This window comes from bacterium (assembly GCA_030649055.1).
In the GTDB taxonomy this organism is placed as follows: domain Bacteria; phylum Patescibacteriota; class Minisyncoccia; order UBA6257; family JAUSGH01; genus JAUSGH01.
In genome coordinates, this window is sequence record JAUSGH010000001.1 from 1 (window position 1) to 16,421 (window position 16,421).

At 53.9% G+C, this 16,421-nt stretch carries 18 protein-coding genes; 2 read left to right on the top strand and 16 right to left on the bottom strand.

Going from position 1 to position 16,421, the window contains the following annotated elements:
* A partial coding sequence (locus Q7R85_00005) for a sugar transferase (protein ID MDO8584494.1) occupies positions 1-572 on the top strand: 572 nt, incomplete at its 5' end.
* A gap of 128 nt (positions 573-700) precedes the next feature.
* Here the strand turns inward: Q7R85_00005 and Q7R85_00010 are convergent.
* The 13 genes from Q7R85_00010 to secA all read right to left on the bottom strand — a co-directional run bounded on the left by Q7R85_00010 (position 701) and on the right by secA (position 13,503).
* The gene (locus Q7R85_00010; protein ID MDO8584495.1) at positions 701-1,834 is read right to left on the bottom strand and encodes a hypothetical protein; all 1,134 of its coding nucleotides are present in this window, start codon (positions 1,832-1,834) and stop codon (positions 701-703) included.
* Positions 1,835-2,007: 173 nt separating this feature from the next.
* Positions 2,008-3,138: a hypothetical protein gene (locus tag Q7R85_00015; protein MDO8584496.1), complete on the bottom strand. Its 1,131-nt coding sequence runs from the start codon at positions 3,136-3,138 to the stop codon at positions 2,008-2,010.
* Positions 3,139-3,344: 206 nt separating this feature from the next.
* Positions 3,345-4,217, bottom strand: a complete 873-nt coding sequence (locus Q7R85_00020; GenBank protein MDO8584497.1) for an A/G-specific adenine glycosylase — start codon at positions 4,215-4,217, stop codon at positions 3,345-3,347.
* Between the two features lie 42 nt (positions 4,218-4,259).
* On the bottom strand, positions 4,260-4,799 hold the full coding sequence (locus Q7R85_00025; GenBank protein ID MDO8584498.1) for a hypothetical protein: 540 nt from the start codon (positions 4,797-4,799) through the stop codon (positions 4,260-4,262).
* Between the two features lies 1 nt (position 4,800).
* Positions 4,801-7,425, bottom strand: a complete 2,625-nt coding sequence (locus Q7R85_00030; GenBank protein ID MDO8584499.1) for a cation-transporting P-type ATPase — start codon at positions 7,423-7,425, stop codon at positions 4,801-4,803.
* A 25-nt stretch (positions 7,426-7,450) separates the two neighbouring features.
* Positions 7,451-8,362 (bottom strand): DMT family transporter, encoded by a 912-nt coding sequence (locus Q7R85_00035; protein MDO8584500.1) that lies wholly within the window; start codon positions 8,360-8,362, stop codon positions 7,451-7,453.
* A gap of 55 nt (positions 8,363-8,417) precedes the next feature.
* Positions 8,418-9,005 carry an NUDIX hydrolase gene (locus Q7R85_00040; protein ID MDO8584501.1) on the bottom strand — a complete coding sequence of 196 codons (588 nt, stop codon included), beginning with the start codon at positions 9,003-9,005 and terminating at the stop codon, positions 8,418-8,420.
* Between the two features lie 28 nt (positions 9,006-9,033).
* Positions 9,034-9,285 carry a DUF1653 domain-containing protein gene (locus Q7R85_00045; protein ID MDO8584502.1) on the bottom strand — a complete coding sequence of 84 codons (252 nt, stop codon included), beginning with the start codon at positions 9,283-9,285 and terminating at the stop codon, positions 9,034-9,036.
* A 29-nt stretch (positions 9,286-9,314) separates the two neighbouring features.
* Positions 9,315-9,482 (bottom strand): hypothetical protein, encoded by a 168-nt coding sequence (locus tag Q7R85_00050; protein MDO8584503.1) that lies wholly within the window; start codon positions 9,480-9,482, stop codon positions 9,315-9,317.
* Positions 9,469-9,930 (bottom strand): four helix bundle protein, encoded by a 462-nt coding sequence (locus tag Q7R85_00055; protein MDO8584504.1) that lies wholly within the window; start codon positions 9,928-9,930, stop codon positions 9,469-9,471. The genes Q7R85_00050 and Q7R85_00055 overlap by 14 nt, the downstream gene beginning before the upstream one ends.
* Positions 9,931-10,084: 154 nt before the next feature.
* Positions 10,085-10,507 carry an NUDIX hydrolase gene (locus tag Q7R85_00060; protein ID MDO8584505.1) on the bottom strand — a complete coding sequence of 141 codons (423 nt, stop codon included), beginning with the start codon at positions 10,505-10,507 and terminating at the stop codon, positions 10,085-10,087.
* Between the two features lie 16 nt (positions 10,508-10,523).
* Entirely contained in the window at positions 10,524-10,766 is a 243-nt protein-coding gene (locus tag Q7R85_00065) for a hypothetical protein (protein MDO8584506.1), read from the bottom strand.
* A gap of 253 nt (positions 10,767-11,019) precedes the next feature.
* A complete protein-coding gene (secA, locus tag Q7R85_00070) occupies positions 11,020-13,503 on the bottom strand; it encodes a preprotein translocase subunit SecA (GenBank protein MDO8584507.1) in 2,484 nt (827 codons plus the stop codon).
* Between the two features lie 98 nt (positions 13,504-13,601).
* On the opposite strand from secA, the gene Q7R85_00075 reads away from it, so the two are divergent.
* Positions 13,602-14,180, top strand: coding sequence for a hypothetical protein (locus Q7R85_00075; protein ID MDO8584508.1), 579 nt, complete (start codon positions 13,602-13,604; stop codon positions 14,178-14,180).
* A 92-nt stretch (positions 14,181-14,272) separates the two neighbouring features.
* Here the strand turns inward: Q7R85_00075 and raiA are convergent, their stop codons facing one another.
* From raiA to Q7R85_00090, 3 genes are all read right to left on the bottom strand, one after another.
* Complete coding sequence (gene raiA, locus Q7R85_00080) at positions 14,273-14,581, bottom strand: ribosome-associated translation inhibitor RaiA (protein ID MDO8584509.1); 309 nt, start codon at positions 14,579-14,581, stop codon at positions 14,273-14,275.
* A 61-nt stretch (positions 14,582-14,642) separates the two neighbouring features.
* Positions 14,643-15,623 carry a UDP-N-acetylmuramate dehydrogenase gene (gene murB, locus Q7R85_00085; protein MDO8584510.1) on the bottom strand — a complete coding sequence of 327 codons (981 nt, stop codon included), beginning with the start codon at positions 15,621-15,623 and terminating at the stop codon, positions 14,643-14,645.
* Positions 15,624-15,964: 341 nt separating this feature from the next.
* Positions 15,965-16,354: a YraN family protein gene (locus Q7R85_00090; GenBank protein ID MDO8584511.1), complete on the bottom strand. Its 390-nt coding sequence runs from the start codon at positions 16,352-16,354 to the stop codon at positions 15,965-15,967.
* Between the last annotated feature and the right edge of the window lie 67 nt (positions 16,355-16,421).

The window sequence follows — 16,421 nt, forward strand, 5'->3', positions numbered from 1 at the left end:
ATATGTTGGGCGCCACGGTGGGACTTTTACTTATTGCTCCATTCGCGCCGTTGATTGCTCTTGCTATTAAATTAGAAAGCCACGGACCGGTGTTGGTGCGCTTGCCGCGCGTTTCCGGAGGGAAAATTGTGTATGTGTGGAAGTTTCGGTCAATGGTCGCGGGTGCGCACGCGAAAAAATGGGAACATGCGCATTTGAACGAACGCGCGGATGGCCCATTTTTCAAAATCAAAAACGACCCGCGGCTCACACGAGTCGGCAAAGTACTCCGCAAGTTTCGGTTGGACGAATTCCCGCAGTTGGTGAATGTACTGCTCGGCGACCTCTCACTCGTTGGTCCGCGTCCGCACGAACCCGAAGAAGTGGTGATGTATCCCGAGCCATATAAGCCGTTGATGCTCGTGAAAGCCGGCGTCACAGGCCTTTCGCAGGTAAGCGGCGCATCGGGTTTGCCGTTTTTAAAAGAAGTGGAGCTTGATTATGCCTACATTCAAACACCGTCACTGGTCGCCGATGCAAAAATTCTTTTGAAAACTGCGCGCATCCTTTTTACCGATCCAAACGCTGTGTAGTTTATTCCCTGAGCGAAGGTCCGATGTCCGTCGGACCGAAGTCGAAGGGTTACCGCTATTTAAAAATGTAATCGCCCCGACATCCTTTCGGATATCAGGGCGATCGTTCGCGTTGTTGGTGGGAAGGATTACTTCACCGCCGTCTGTTCCTCCTTCGTGGCACGCTTCGCGATGTGGTCATACCACCAGGTGTAGCTCATCACTCTCTTCAGCGTCTCCGCGTCGTTGTCCGACAGTGTTTCGGCACGCGCGGCGAGGTAGTCATCGCCGGAGAGATGCACGAACCGCTCGCCGCTGCCGTACGCGTTGACGAGGTGCAGCACATGGCTACTGCCGTCCCAGTTCATGACGTACATGTCGCCGAGCGTTGCGAGTTCTTCGTACGTCGCGGGGGGCTGCATTGCCGCGGCCGCGATGAGGCGGTCAATTCCGGCGACGGCATAGTGCTTGCGTTCGGCGAAGTCCTCGGCGTTGATGCGGCCTTGGAACGCACACTCCTTCGCGTCCGTGTACACCTTGAGGGACGCGGGGTTCGGATGGATGAGTACCGAACGCGACGGCCGATTCTCGTTGTTGAGTCCCGCCATCTCCTTGTCCAGACATCCGAGGAAGTCGTAGTACCAGTTGCTCATTTGCACCACGGTACCCGCGCCCTCACCCCATGTCTTCGCGACGACCCAGTCCTCTTCATTGAAGAGGCGCTCCAGGGTCGCGGAGTCGGTATACGGGAGTCGCGCCACGATAGGCACGAACTTGTCCGTGCCGATGCCCTCCACCTGCGGCGTCACTTCCACGTAGGTCTTGCCGTTCATGGCGTTCGGGCCGTACTCCTTCTCGAGGTAGTAGCTCGTGAGTGAGTTCACCTGCTTGTCCATCTGGACGCCGGTGTAGCCCATGATCATGGTCGCGATGCAGAGCATCGCGATGGAGCACTTCTGCCACTTCATGGATTTCTCCTTGACTGCGGAGGCAGGTTTCGCCTCCGGGGCCTTCTGTTGCTGTATGGACCCGCCGCAACAAACGGCGAGTTGCCGGGCCTGCCCTATGCCAACGCATGAGCTTTGGCACGGGGTTTCCACAGCTGGGAGTGCGCGAGACACCGTGTTGTTCACGGCCTCGCACGGTACGTTCTCGGGACTTTGGACGCCCAGGTCCTCTGCGCGCCAGACATCCGAGATTGTCGGATCGAACGGTTCATCGGCGGCCGCGGGAGCCGGCGGCAATGACGCCTGTCCCTTGAGCAACCGCTCCACATCCACCATTGGGCACCTCCTTTTGTTGGTTTGGGTATACTAGCGACAAGTATATAAAATAACTTCATAAAAATCAAGCACTAGAAATGTAATCGCCCCGCCATCCTTTTGGGATACCGGGGCGATCGTTTGCGTTGTGTGCGGGACTTGCCCTGTGCCAACGCGTGAGCTTTGGCGCGGGGCTACTTCTTCGCCGTGCTTTCCCGCTCCATCTTCTCGGCGTAGTCCTTGACGTTTTTGCGCCACCAGGTGTAGTTCGCAACCTCCAGCGGGCTCAGCAGGCCAGCATACGAGGAGTGGTTCCTGCCCAGCGCGAGCACGTTGTAGTCCTCATCGCTCAAGTGGATGAACCGTTCGCCTACGCCATACTCCCCGACGAGGAAGAGCACCCGCTCGGCGTCGTACTTCTCCAGGATGTTCATGTCGCCGAGTTCCATGAGCTCCTCGCGCTTCAGCGTGGGCATGGTCGCCGCGTAGGCGACTAAGCGATGATTCTCGTCTCCGAGCAAGTAATCCTCGCGGTAGCTGAAGGAGTGGTGGTAGACCTCGTTGTCGTAGGGGTTCGTCGCCGCATCCATGTACGCACAGACCGAGGTCGGGTGTATGTGTACGAGCACGGACCAGTGCGGAATCGCGCCCTCGGCACTCTCCAGCCAAACGACGGCGCGGTTGTTGTAGGGCATCAGGTTCCACGCCCGCGCAACGCTGTTCACGCCACCGGTGAGGAGCCCCTTGATGGTTTCGGCCGGCGCGTATGGCAGCCGCTCCGCGATCGGGGCGAACTTGTCCATCCCGATCTCCCGCATCTCCGGTGTCACCTCGAGGTAGGTCTTGCCCTTCAGCGCCTCGGGGTTCCCGAACTCCTTCTGGATGAAGTAGGTGGTGAGGCCATCGATCTTCTTGGTCATCTCCACCTGCGTCTGGTCGGCCTGGTGCTTGTCGTACCCAAGGAATCCGACCGCGACGACGAGCGCCGCGAACATGACGCCGATTGACCACTTCATGGACTTCTCCTTGACTGCGAAGGCGATCTCCGCCTCCGATGCCGTGATGTTGTCGGTGGGCATAGTGCCTGCCGACGCCGGGTTGTGCTCCGTCCATGGCAGTTTCGACCGCTCTTCTTCGCGCGGCTCCACGATCTGCATCGGGAGATTCTCGAGACTCTTCGGCCTCACCAGATCCTCCATGCGGTAGATGTCCGAGATCGTAGGATCGAATGGTTCTTCGGGATCGTTGGTTGCGGGCGTTGGCGGAATTGCCGCCACCTTAAGTACCCGTCCCAACCCTTCGGCCATGCCATCGCCGCAGGTCATTGCGCACCTCCTTTTATTGGAACAATTTCAACCACCCGAGGCTTTCCGCTCACACAAGTGGAAGCTCGGATATACTAGGGAAAAGTATATGAAAAAATTTTGGATAGCGCAAGAGGTAACATTGTCATTCCCGGCGTATGCGGGAATCCAGGTATGCAACTGGATTCCGGGTTTAACCCGGAATGACAAATAGACTGAAGTGATGGCTATGGAAGTAAAAATCGCCTGCCGGATTTTTTTAGGAGCGATTCGCGCATCAATAGTGCGATGAGCGCAGTAAGCTTTTTTTGCGGCAATGCGAGCATGCGCCGAAGTGTCGCGGTTGGCAGCCCTTTAGGCGTCGCGACGAGTTGCGCCAAAATGCGTCCACGGTAGTAACGATCTGACCCCGCGAATTTTGTCTGCGGTTTTTTGTAGACGAAATCTGCTACTGGCCCGTGCAGTATTTGGAATGGGCACCGCGCATTGTGCATGCGCGCTTTGCAGAGCAAGGCGCCCACATCCATCATCGCCCAGTTCCATTCACGCCCTTTTTCGCGTGGGATGAGGGTTTTGGCGAGCGCGTAGATTGTTTTATCGCTAGGGAGTTTGTAAGATTGCCGCGCTTCGCTCGCAATGACAAGGGGGCGAAAAAACACTCTGGCAATAATCCGGCGAATGTTTGTATCAATCATCGGTTCATCGGCGCCGAAAGCAAATGATGAAATTGCCGCGGCGGTGGATGGACCCACCCCCGGAAGCTCAAGCAGTTCGCTAAAGGTTTTTGGCCAGACACTGGCGCGCGCGACAATGGCTTTCGCGCAATCATGAAGATAGCGCGCGCGGCGGTTATATCCAAGCCCCGACCATGTGCGAAGCACGTCGCCCAGCGGCGCATTCGCAAGCGCGGCGACGGTCGGGAATCGGCGCAAAAACTCACGATATTTAAGGAGCGCGCGGCTCACCTGCGTTTGCTGGAGCATCATCTCTGAAACTAAAATATGATAGGGATTTTTCGTGTGTCGCCACGGCAAATCATGCCGGCCATATTTTTTGTACCAGCGAAAGAGAACGGCATTAAACTTCCTTTTTGGAATCATGGTGGGCCTTCGACAAGCTCAGGCACTAAATAAGATCACGTTCTAGAGTAGCGCACGCGCAACAAGCCCGATGATGTAGATGCCGGCGGCGTTTGCAAAAAACGAGAATGGCACAAAAAGCGACATACGAATTTTTGAAAATCCCAGGAGCGCAAGGCCAAGCTCGTCGGGCAACGGTGAAGCGATGATAGCGGCGCCCAAAAACATGGTGAGATAGCGGAATGCGCGGCGATGAAGGATGGCGCGGATGCGCCGGCGTTCATGAAGAAGGGCTAAAATATCCTCCGACAAACGGTCCTTTATGAAACGGAAAATGATGAGATCGCCGAGGAGAGCGCCGAGTCCACCAAACAAGGCAACAAGTAAGGGCGAGTTCGCCTGCGCGATTTGTCCCAGCACCACCATCGCGGGCGCGGTCGTAAAAATAGAGGTAAAAAATATGCCGGCGATAAAACTTCCCAAAAACTCAACTTCTTTTGTTGATGTCAATAGCGTTTGCAATGCGCCGGTACTCGCCAAAAGCGCCGCAACCATAATGCTTAATGCAATAATGCCGATGTCGTGAGCGATACTGTGCTTCATATTACCCCTCGCGCCGGAAGAGCCACTTTCCAAGCTCAGCCGCCGTGATATTCAGTAACCCTACAACGAAAACACCAAGTAGCCACGGCAGCGGCAACGGGACGGTGTGGAAGATGCCATTTGCCGCGGGGATATAGAGCATCGCGAGTGTCAGCGCGATGCCGACGCCGACGCCGATGTTCAGATAATGGTTGGAGAAAGGGTTGTAGCTGAAGATGCTTTTTTCCAGACTGCGCAGCGCGAAGGCGAGGAATAAGGTATATGTGGAAAATGAGGCAAAAATAAATGTCCGTACAACATCCTCGGCAACATCAAGGCGAAGAAGAATTGCGTAAAGGAGGAATAGCGCGAGCGAAGTAAGGACGCCGGTCGTGAGAATGAGAAAGCGTATTTTCTTATCAAACATATGCCGGCGGATGTTCTTAGGTTTCGCAGAGGTGCCATCGGCACGATGCTCAAAAGCGAAGGCGACCGCGGGCAAGCTGTCGGAGATAAAGTTGATGAAAAGAATTTGCAGGGCATTAATAGGGAGCGCGAAGCCGGCGAGAAATGAACCGCCGACAAGAATGAGCTCGTCAAGAATGCCGGAGAAAAAGTATACGATGATTTTCCGGATGTTCTCCACAATGCGCCGCCCCTCTTCAATGGCGGCAACAATGGTTTCAAAGTTGTCGTCCAGAATAATGAGATCCGCGGCGCTTTTCGCGACATCGGTTCCGGAGCCGACGGCGACGCCGATGTCCGCTTCCTTGAGCGCCGGCGCGTCGTTGATGCCGTCGCCGGTCACAGCCACCACTTCGCCTTGGCGGCGGTACATCTGCACCAACATCATTTTCTGTTCCGGAGTAACACGGGCATAGACGGAAATTTGCTTCGCGCGCGAGGCGAGTTCACTGGGCGTAAGGTGTTGCAGGTCCTCGCCGTCAAGCACTGCGTTACTTCCCTCAATAAGCCCGAGCTCTCGCGCGACCGCTTCCGCGGTGCCGCGGTGGTCGCCGGTGACGATGACGGTCCTTACTCCCGCGTTAGCGACGCGGCGGATGGCATCTTTCACCGTGGGTCGCAACGGGTCGCGGAACGCGATGAGTCCTTCAAAGGTAAGATGCGCGAGCATGGTCGCCGAAAATGATGACGGAGAAAGCCGCTTGTCGCCTTCCGCTTCAAGGATCCGCGTCGCGACACCAAGCACGCGTTCGCCGTTCAACGCGAGCGTGTTGATGTGTTCGGCGAGAGCGATGCGCTCATGCTCCGGAAGTGTGGTGTGGCGGAGCAATATGTCCGGAGCACCGAGAAACACAAGTTGGGAAGGGCCTTCGGCAGGCGCGAGCAACACCGCGGAGAATTTCCGTTCCGAAGTGAACGGCAGGCGGTCGCGCATTGCCTCTTTGTGATGGGTCGGCATAACGCCGCGTTTTGCCGCGCCGCGCGTGAGCGCGACTTCAAGCGGACGGCCAAACATCTTCCACTCCTCCGGCGTGTCTCCGGGATTTTCTACAATAACATCGGTGTTAGCGAGCGCGAGGCGCAACAGCCGGTGTTCAGAGGCGGCAGCACCGTCTTGCGGCAGTACGCGCACAAGTTCCATATTTGCTTGCGTGAGCGTGCCGGTTTTGTCGGTTAAGATGAGCGTTGTGGAACCGAGCGTTTCCGCGGCGAGCAGTTTCCGCACCACGCCTTTTTTTGCGGCAAGCCGTTGTACGCCGATGGCGAGGACGACGGTCAAGGCGATTGGCAATCCTTCCGGCACCGCGGAAACGGCGACGGCGACAGTCATGACAAACATCTCAGCCGCGCCGTATCCGGCGGAAATACCTAAGGCGAAAAGTCCAACAGCGAGTACAACCGCGGCCGCGCTGATCCAGCGCGCCAATGTTTTAATGGCGAGTTGTAGCGGCGTCTCTTCGCGTTCCATGCCGCCGACAAGCCGGGCGATTTTTCCGAACTCCGTGTCCGCGTCGGTTGCCACGACGATCGCGTCCGCGAATCCCTGCACGGAAAGTGTGCCGGCAAACACCATTGAGGTACGCTCCGGAAGTGACGCGCTTGCGTGGAGCGGCTTCGGGTCTTTCGCGATTGGAAGCGATTCTCCGGTAAGCGGCGACTCGTCCACTTCCAGATTGTTGGTGAACACGAGACGTGCGTCGGCCGGAATGCGGTCCCCTTGGCGGATGCGGATGATGTCGCCCGGAACAAGCCACGACGCGTCAATTTCAACTTCACGGCCGTCGCGGCGAACCCGCGTGAACGTGCGCACGTAGGCGGTCAAAAGCTCCAGCGCGTTTTCCGCCTTGTTCTCCTGATAAAAACCGAGCGCGGCATTGATGACGACAGCGGTGAAAATCGCGGCCGTTTCAATGCGCTCGCCGAGGAACGCCGTGATGACGCCCGCGACGATGAGGATGAGGATGAGCGGGCTCCGGAATTGGTTGAGTAGGACATGTAAGCGAGGAGTCCGCGCGTGTTCGTTTAAAACATTCTCGCCGAACATCGCGCGACGTTTTGCGGCTTCATCGGTCGAGAGGCCCTCGGAGGAAGTAGTGAGCGCCGTAAGTGTTTCCTCGGGTGTCAATGTCCAAAACGGCTGGTTGAGTATCGCGCGCGTAAGTTGTTGGCGTTGTTGAGGCATTACTGCAATTGTATCACGCCATTTGCTAGCGCTGAATGAAATAAGTGCCGAGAATCATAAGGGCAATCGCAAGCGCTTTCTGCGTGAGGTCGCGGGATCCGATGCGTTCTTTTCCCCAGCGAGGAATAAAGAGCGTTAAAAGAACGCCAAAGGCGAGAGTGAACACCGGCTGAAAGCCGCTGACCGCCCAGACGAGCGCGATAGGCGCGAGCAGTGTCGCATAGGTTGAGATAAGCACGGCGCATATATTCATTATTTCTCCGGCGGCATTTTGCGCGACAAAGCGCGCGCCATTGGCGCGGATGGAGGCGATAAATTCCCTTCGCGCGGAAGGAATTGCGATGAGTGTAAACAGCGCGGTGAGCGCGAGGCCGACATAGCTCCAGAACGTCGCGGCCCAAAAACTTTCTTGCAAGGCGACGAACTTAAACACAACGCCCATAACGGCGATGAGGAACGACGAAAGGATCATGAGGCCAAGCACGGTGCGTTTCACACCGTACTGTCCCGGCGTGAGGTTCAGCGAAATAATCAGCGCGCCGAAGATGATGAGCAGAGAACCGAAAAGCTGCGGAGTCGTGAGTGTTTCGCCGAGAAAAACGTAACCGAGGACATAGCCGAATACGGGAATGGTCTGGAATAGCGGTGTCGCAACCGAGGTTTCTTCGCGCTGTATCGCCGCAAGGTAGGGGAGCAAGGCGACAATATACAGAATGCCGTTTCCAATCATGATAAGCGCCGCGAGCGGCGGGACGGCGAGTACTTCAGGATGAAACAGATACACTAACGGAAAAAGCACCGCGCCGATGAGTGATGAAAAAATAAGCAGCGAACCCGCGCCGGCATTCGCGAAATAGCGGCTGACGAGGTACTTGTCTAAATGATTTACCGCCGCGTAGAGCGCGGGAGGGATAAGGGCGAGGTAGAACCAGGACATGGAGTAATCGCGAATAATGCGAATTGGGCTCGGTAATAATGCGAATGCAGAATCGCTAGATGCCGAACATCCTCCGGAGCTTCTGCTCCCCTTTCGGCGATGTGAGCGTCCGGAAAACTTTCAACGCCACATCTTTCGCACGGAAGTCGTCGCGCGCGGCAAGGCGGAGGAATTGCGCGAATGAAATATTGCGCGTTTCTATTTTCTCGCCGGCGTCCAAATGTTGTGGGCGGATTTTCTCGCAGCCATGCGCGATGAAGATGTAGTGCGCCCAGTCAATGTGCCGTGATGGTTGGAGCGAATCCCAAAGCACGAGTTTTTTTGGCGCGTAGCCGGTTTCTTCAAGCAGTTCGCGTTTTGCGGCATCGCGCGGGTCCTCGGTCGCATACATTCGCCCTGCCGGAACGCTCACAAAAACTTCGGACCCGGGCTGTTCCTCGCGCGTTGAGATAATTTTCCCGTCGGTGGTAATGGGAATAATCGTCACCGTGTCTTCGCGGCGTTTCACTTTTTCAAACGTCGCGAACGTTCCGTCAAAAAGTTTTTGCTTCCATTGGTAGACGTCAAACAACGCGCCGCGAAAAACGCATTTGGCGTTGTCTGGCACCGGACGTTGCGATTTTGGTCTCGGGAGTTTTTTCATATAAATCTTACTTCTTATTTCTTACGTCCTACTTCTCTCCCGCATATCTGAATCTTGGCACAGTTTTTCCATCACGTTCAACGTTTTCTAAAAACATAGCGAGCGGACGAGTCCATAAGGCATGATCGCCATAAAGCGCGCGGTACACCACAAGCTCCTCAAGCGTTTCGCTGTGCCGCGCAACACCCAACACTTCATAGCGATTGCCTTTGAAATGTTCATAGATGCCGGGCTTAAGCGACAGCGCGTCGGCGGATAAAGTTTCTTCGTCGCAGTTCATATTCGCATTATTACCGAGCCCAATTCGCATTATTCGCGATTACTCTCAAATTGTTGCACGTTTCCACACCACGGGCAAAACCATTCGCGCTTATTTTCTGGAGCATCAGCCACCGTCCACCATTTTTTACACGCGGCGCAGGAAAAGTGATGAAGCTCCTCAACGGAACGCGTCGGCTTCATGCTATGTTTTTTCATTGATTTGCGCATGCAGATGCGGGTAGTTTGTTTTGAGAAATTCTTGATAGGAATCTTTCTGTGGTGCGGGCTTAAATTGCGAACCGGCCCGTGCGCCACCCCGGACTTTTTCGGCAAAACTCTGGAGCAGGCACGAACATTCAACGGCTAAACCGTTTAAATGTTTAAAAGTTTCAATATTTAAATACCCGACATCTAACCCTGCGTAGAGTTGCGCGCGCACTTCCCCTGCCGAGCCCTTGGCGATAAAAAGATAGTTGAGTAGTTCTGCTTTTGTCCCCCGCTCAAACCCCTCCGCTACATTACTCATCACCGATACCGCCGCGCGCTGGATTTGGTCCGTAAAGCCGCGGTCGTTGCATTGCCTCAAAGCAGCATAAACTCCTTTTGTGAGCGCTCGCGCGCGTTGCCAGCAGAGTAGGTCCTCAAATTGTTGGATGGTAGCCATGGGAAATATTTAAATATTTCAATATTTAAACACTTGAAAAGGTTTAAACATTCTCAAGCTCAAGCGCAACAAGTAATACTAACTCACACTCTCCCATAATCATCCTCGTGGCGAACGATGTCGTCCTCGTCAAAGTCGCCTAAACTGATTTCGATTAGCATTGAAACCCGCCGAGGCGCAAAAACTTTTTATTGCTTCCATAAATTTGAAATGCGCTGAGTCCGGAGTCGTTCACCCATCGGACTTCCGCAACCTCTGCATTGGACGGCTTCGCCTCCCCGCTTTTTATGACGCACAGAAAACAATGCACGACAAAATGGATTTTTTTGCCGTTTTTATTGACATTCGTCACCTCGGACACCCACGGGAGTTCTTCCAGCACGGCGACGTCTAAACCGACTTCTTCTTTGCATTCACGCCGCACGGCATCCTCCAAACTTTCTCCTTCGTCCACGTGGCCGCCGGGCAGCTCCCACAGGCCATCCTCCAAAGGGAACTCGTCATCCCTTCTTTTCTGGATGAGTACTTCCCCACGGTCATTCTTTATTAACGCAATTGCGATGAGTTCACTGTCCATAATTTTACTTGTCGTACTAGCTCCTGTCTTCAACCGGTTCCCATTGGTAATATGGTTCGTCGGGCAACTCGGAGGGGTGTCTGACATTATACTTTTCAAGGATGCCCCATCTTGTATCCCATCCGGGGCCGGGCCCTTTTTCGGGCGTCTCATGAGAATAAAATTGCCGTAACGTGTAGCCGGAAAAGACCTTGCGGTACGTTATGCCTTCAACAATCTTTGTTTCGCCTTCTTGCTCGAATTTTGGTTCGTTTTCCATATTATTTTCCGTGGTATTTTTTATATTCCTTTCCATCAACGTGAACTTGACGGGCTCAATATACTTGCTATAATACCATTGATTCAAGCGTTGGCTATTGGGCCAAATCCGGAGGTTGCGCAACGTGCGCAATGGACACCGCTTGATGCGGGGAACTCAGCCCTTCCAGACGTTCCCACGCTTGGGTGCTCAATCCCGGGCGACTTGATCCCAAGCAGAACGGTTGCCGAGTCGAAAGACAAGGTAACCGTTTCTATTTCCCATGACACTTCTTATATTTAATAGGATGTTCGCTCGCATCCTTCGCTCCGCACGGGCACGGGTCATTTCTCCCGATTTTCTGACCAGGGTTGAGCGTATAGGGTTTAGCGTTTGGGATAACTGCAGGGCTCTGAATCTTTTTTTCTACTATACCCTCAACGCTAGACGCTAAACGCTCTCTATTCGCACTCACCCACTCCTCAAACGTGGCGAGCAGCTGTTTGAACATAATGTGCCCCTCCCGTTTGTATTCAACAAGTGGGTCGTGCTGACCGTAGGCACGGAGACGCACGGCGTCGCCCAATGCTTCCATGTCGGAGAGATGGTTCATCCAAATCATGTCCAGCATTGCCAACACGGTTGGCAATGCGGAATCAGGAATTTTGAATAATGAATCAGGAGCCGCGGGCGTTTCGCTGTCGTGATTTATAATTCCTAATTCATGCTTCTCCAGCATCTCCTGCCTCTTCCTATATATAGTAAGCCGCTGGCGGTTTAGGACGTCGTCGTACTCCAGCAAGTGTTTGCGGGAATCAAAGTGAAATCCTTCAACGCGGGATTGCGCCTCGCCGATGGCTCGGGAGATAAGCCCTGCGCTGATGGGCATATCATCGGGAACGCTGAGGCGTTCCATAAGGCGCTTCAAGCGGTCGCCGGCAAAAATGCGCATCAGGTCATCTTCCAGTGAAAGGAAAAATTGTGAGGAGCCCGGGTCCCCTTGCCGGCCGGCGCGTCCACGGAGCTGGTTATCAATGCGGCGCGCTTCGTGCCGTTCGGTGCCGATGACGTGCAACCCCCCCGCGTCGCGCGCTTTCTGCGCTTCTAAAATCTCCGGCGGGTTTCCGCCCAGAATAATGTCCACACCACGGCCGGCCATGTTTGTTGCAACCGTAACTGCTCCGAGCCGTCCCGCTTGCGCGATGATGGCGCCCTCACGCTCGTTATTTTTGGCGTTCAGCATTTCGTGGCTAATGCCGGCGCGCTTCAGGCGGCGTGAGAGCTCCTCGTTCTTTTCAATGGAGACTGTGCCGATCAATACCGGCTGGCCTTTTTCGTGGCGCGCTTTGATGTCGGCGATAATCGCATCGTGTTTCGCTTCAACGGTTTTGTAAATAAGGTCCGCCTCGTCATTGCGTATCATTTCGCGATTGGTCGGAATGGTGACCACTTCCAGTTTATACACCTTATCAAATTCTTCGGCGGATGTTTGTGCGGTACCGGTCATGCCGCCGAGTTTGTTGTACAAACGGAAATAGTTTTGAATGGAAATCTGCGCATAGGTGCGTGATTCCTGGTTCACGCGTACGCCTTCCTTCGCCTCTATTGCCTGGTGCAATCCGCCGGAAAAACGCCGTCCTTGCATGAGCCGTCCGGTGAACTGGTCAACGATGATAATTTCTCCGTCTTTTGAAACATAGTCACGGTCGCGAAGGTAAAGGCCGTACGCTTTTAAGCTTTCTTGCAAGTAGTGCGTGAGGCGGAGGTTTTCGGGCGCGTAGATATTTTTGATATTCATCACCTGCTCCACCTTGTCGATGCCGGCATCGGTGATGTCGGCGGAGTGCATTTTCTCGTCAACAAGGTAGTCCACGCCTTTTTCGAGGCGTGCGACAACGCGCGCGAATGTTTTGTAAAGCTCGCTTGATTCGCTGTCGGGCGCGGAAATAATAAGCGGAGTGCGCGCCTCGTCAATTAAAATGCTGTCCACTTCGTCGATAATGGCGTAGTGCCAGCCGCGCTGCACCTGCCGCAAAAGGTTGTTTTCCAGATTATCGCGGAGATAGTCAAAACCGAATTCGTGGTTGGTGCCGTAGGTAATGTCGGCGGCATATGCTTCACGCCGTGAAATCGGCCGGAGATATGCCTCTTGCACCAAGTACGCGCCGGTTACGTCGCGTTCTTTATCTAACAAGGCCGACTCCGCGTGTTCGTGTTTCTGATCATTTGAATTTGTTTCGGATTTCGGATTTCGGATTTCGGATTTTGCGTGCAAATATGTGGGGTCGTATATCACGGCGCCTTCGTGAATAAGACACGCGACACTCATTCCGAGCGCACGATAAATCTGTCCCATCCAAACGGCGTCGCGTTTTGCGAGGTATTCGTTGACGGTAACGACATGCACGCCCTCCCCTTTTAGCGCGTGCAGATACGCGGGTGCGGTTGCGGCCAAAGTTTTTCCTTCACCGGTGCGCATCTCAACAATTTTTCCCTGGGCAAGCGCGATGCCGCCCATGAGCTGCGCGTCATAATGGCGCTGTTTCAATGCGCGCTTTGCGGTTTCGCGCACAAGCGCGAACGCGCGGGGTAGAAGTGCCTCTATGGGTTCTCCTTTCCGGGCGCGTTCTCGAAGTTTTTTGCTTTCATTCAACAGAAACTCATCACCGAGCGGAGCGATCTCCGCTTCCAGCGCGTTGATTTCCGCAACGGTTTTTTTGAGTTTTTTTATTGGGCTAAACAAACCAAAAAAGTTCATAGCACGAGCTTAACACTAAAAAGGCGATTTTGCTATTGACGGTGAGGTTTTGTTGGTATAATATGTTCCTTAGTATTGGCTATGTTCGGGAGGACATCATGGCAGAGGAAACACCTATGACGCCGGAAGGCGCGGTGACACAACCGGAGGAGATGGCCATGACGCGGCCGAAGCTGGACGAGCCGCCGCGGCTCGTGAAGGTCAACGGTGAAGACCGCTCGCGCCCGGGGTGTGGACTCTACGGAGAGTGGGGCGAATACGGCCTGAAGCATGCCATTGTCTATTTTCTGGACAACTTGCTCGCCGGCAACTTCGACGAGCTCCCCGCTCCGCACATCGTCTTCGGCCCTATCACGTTGAAGCTGCGTCGGCACGTGGGATGTGATGGCGAGTACATCGCCTACGGTGAGCCGATGAACGACGAACGGCCGGATTGGTTCGTGGGTAGGACGCGGAAGCTGAGATTTGAGGTTGAGCTTCTGTCTTCTTCTGGCGTCGACGTGCTGGAATACAACCTCCGGAAGTTCGCGCTGAATAAGAGCTGGCGGGTGCTCGCGGTGTTCTTCGGTCCTGCCCGCACGCTGCGGATCTGGAAGAAGGAAGACGGAGGGTATGGTCTGGAGACCTACGGCCTTCCGAAGACCGAGGAAGAATGGAACTGGCATCCGCACAGTTAGCGCCCCTGTCAGACGGGGCAAGAAACTGAAACGGGAGTGGTCGCCTCAGGCGACCACTCCCGTTACTCATTTTCGCGTAATCCCCTACGGGATTATTTCTGTTTAGAAAGTATATTTTTCAACTTATCCTTTACTTCGGTGACCGCGACACGGATGTCCCAATCTTCATGCTCGGCGCGCGCGATGTTTTTACTCGTCGCGTCCAGATTCACCTCCGCGCGATACACCGGGCCCTTCGTGTGATGTTTTGTGGTGCGCGCGATTTCAACAATCGCAATCACGCTCGTGCCGTTGCGCTCGTGCCGTTGCACGAACTTATCAAGCGACCCGATTTTTTCGTTGATGTACTCGATCATCGCGGGCGTGAGGTCAAGGTTGGTTGCTTTGATGTTTATTTTCATGGAGTGGTGGGTGCTTTTATTCGCGTTATTTTTATCGTCCAATTCGCGATATTCGCGAACACTATACGTAAATGACTTCTTCCTCAAGAACTATACCAAATTTTTTCTTTACTTGCGACTTTACAAGTTTAATCAGCGACTTCACATCGCTTGCCGAAGCGTCCAGCACGTTCACGATAAAGTTCGGATGTTTGGGTGAAATCATCGCGCCGCCATAGCTTACGCCTTTGACGCCGCTGGCTGCAATGAGATACGCGGCAGGTACTACAGGAAACGGATCATTCTTTACTGGAATCGCCGACCCACGCAGACTAAACGCTGACTTACGCAGAGCTTCCGCGTAGTTCCGCGTGCGTTCCGCGTAAATCTGCGTCACTGGGACATTTTTGAATATACTGCCGATGTTCGGATAATCCATCGGATGCCGCTCTTCGCGGTAGCGGATTTTTTCGGCAACTGTCCTTGCGATGACAGCCGGGTCCCCCGTCTTCATTTGCAGCGTTGCTTCCAAAATTATTTCTTCGCCGTCGTTAATTTTGAAGATGCTGTTGCGGTAGCCAAAGGCACATTCATTTGCCATGCGGTTCATGAGGCGCGGTTCTTTTTTTGCAATGTTCAAACTCGCGACTTCAAACACCGCATCTTTTGTTTCCCCGCCAAATGCGCCGGCGTTTCCTCGGATGGCGCCGCCAACGGTGCCGGGAAGCCCGCCCGCCCACTCCAACCCGGCGAGTCCGTGGATGGCAGCGAAGTCTACAAGTTCGCGCATGAGGACACCCGCGCCGACACGGATTTTTGTTTCATCGGCGGAGATGTGCCCAACGGCGGGCTTGATGACCAAGCCATCGAATCCTCCGTCATTGATGAGCAGGTTTGTTCCCCCACCGAGGATAAAAATGTCGCGTTTTTTTCTCTTGATTTTTCTCCATTCTTTGAGCGCGGCAATAATTTCATCGGCCGATGCCGGTTCACAAAAGTACCGCGCGATGCCGCCGATTTTGTAATTACTATAGAGGCTTAATTTTACGTCGTGACGGAACATGATTGAAATAAAAAAGAAAAAGAAGCACTGGCTTCCTTCGTGCGACAGTTACAATGTACGCGCGTTGATTCTATGCCCTGAGCGACTGCCAGTGGTGACCTCCAATTCTATTTGTGTTGAACGAGTGCGCAGCCGGCAATCGCTCGGGAGACGGAATCAAGAACGCAATGCGTTCATTTATATTATAATGCACGAACACCGTGCGAAGCAAACTAAAAACCTGTCTTGCGACAGGTTTTTAGCCAAATAGATTGGTGCGATTCCCGAGTTGATATCATCGCCTGGGAACACGACACTCATTCAAAAGTACTATAGCAGAGGAAGGGGTGCATTGTCAATAGCTAGAAAATATTCTCGTAATAATTTATTAGAAAATTATTTCCCAACTCTGTCAAGTACTCCGGAAAAAGCTGAACAGCGGCGACGTCCGCCCTCCATCCCCTCTCCCCTACTTGCTCCGGGTACTTTAATGCGTAGAATTCCGCGATCTTTTTGAACTTCTTTACCTTCGCCGAGGTCATATTGTCCTCCGGCTTTAACGCGGCTCCCCCGCCAGTAAGCAAGGTCTTTACCTCTATAAATAGAAGCAACCCATCTTTCGCCTTTGCAACGATGTCGATTTCACCGAATTTTTGCCGGTAGTTTCTTGCGATGATTTTGCAGCCACTTTTTACGAGGTGCTCTACGGCAAGCTCCTCGCCGAGATCACCGATGGTTTTGGTTGATGTCATATGCGTTACAGTGTTTGACGGCAAACACTCGTACAATCCTTCGACAAGCTCAGGATAAATAAAACAA

Bases quoted from the DNA above. Each gene is read 5' to 3' on its own strand.
- secA (MDO8584507.1), bottom strand. From the start codon at position 13,503: ATGAACTTTTTTGGTTTGTTTAGCCCAATAAAAAAACTCAAAAAAACC.
- Q7R85_00050 (MDO8584503.1), bottom strand. From the start codon at position 9,482: ATGAAAAAACATAGCATGAAGCCGACGCGTTCCGTTGAGGAGCTTCAT.
- Q7R85_00040 (MDO8584501.1), bottom strand. From the start codon at position 9,005: ATGAAAAAACTCCCGAGACCAAAATCGCAACGTCCGGTGCCAGACAAC.
- Q7R85_00010 (MDO8584495.1), bottom strand. From the start codon at position 1,834: ATGGTGGATGTGGAGCGGTTGCTCAAGGGACAGGCGTCATTGCCGCCG.
- Q7R85_00090 (MDO8584511.1), bottom strand. From the start codon at position 16,354: ATGACATCAACCAAAACCATCGGTGATCTCGGCGAGGAGCTTGCCGTA.
- Q7R85_00030 (MDO8584499.1), bottom strand. From the start codon at position 7,425: ATGCCTCAACAACGCCAACAACTTACGCGCGCGATACTCAACCAGCCG.
- Q7R85_00075 (MDO8584508.1), top strand. From the start codon at position 13,602: ATGGCAGAGGAAACACCTATGACGCCGGAAGGCGCGGTGACACAACCG.
- Q7R85_00045 (MDO8584502.1), bottom strand. From the start codon at position 9,285: ATGAACTGCGACGAAGAAACTTTATCCGCCGACGCGCTGTCGCTTAAG.
- Q7R85_00055 (MDO8584504.1), bottom strand. From the start codon at position 9,930: ATGGCTACCATCCAACAATTTGAGGACCTACTCTGCTGGCAACGCGCG.
- Q7R85_00015 (MDO8584496.1), bottom strand. From the start codon at position 3,138: ATGACCTGCGGCGATGGCATGGCCGAAGGGTTGGGACGGGTACTTAAG.
- Q7R85_00065 (MDO8584506.1), bottom strand. From the start codon at position 10,766: ATGGAAAACGAACCAAAATTCGAGCAAGAAGGCGAAACAAAGATTGTT.
- raiA (MDO8584509.1), bottom strand. From the start codon at position 14,581: ATGAAAATAAACATCAAAGCAACCAACCTTGACCTCACGCCCGCGATG.
- murB (MDO8584510.1), bottom strand. From the start codon at position 15,623: ATGTTCCGTCACGACGTAAAATTAAGCCTCTATAGTAATTACAAAATC.
- Q7R85_00025 (MDO8584498.1), bottom strand. From the start codon at position 4,799: ATGAAGCACAGTATCGCTCACGACATCGGCATTATTGCATTAAGCATT.
- Q7R85_00020 (MDO8584497.1), bottom strand. From the start codon at position 4,217: ATGATTCCAAAAAGGAAGTTTAATGCCGTTCTCTTTCGCTGGTACAAA.
- Q7R85_00060 (MDO8584505.1), bottom strand. From the start codon at position 10,507: ATGGACAGTGAACTCATCGCAATTGCGTTAATAAAGAATGACCGTGGG.
- Q7R85_00035 (MDO8584500.1), bottom strand. From the start codon at position 8,362: ATGTCCTGGTTCTACCTCGCCCTTATCCCTCCCGCGCTCTACGCGGCG.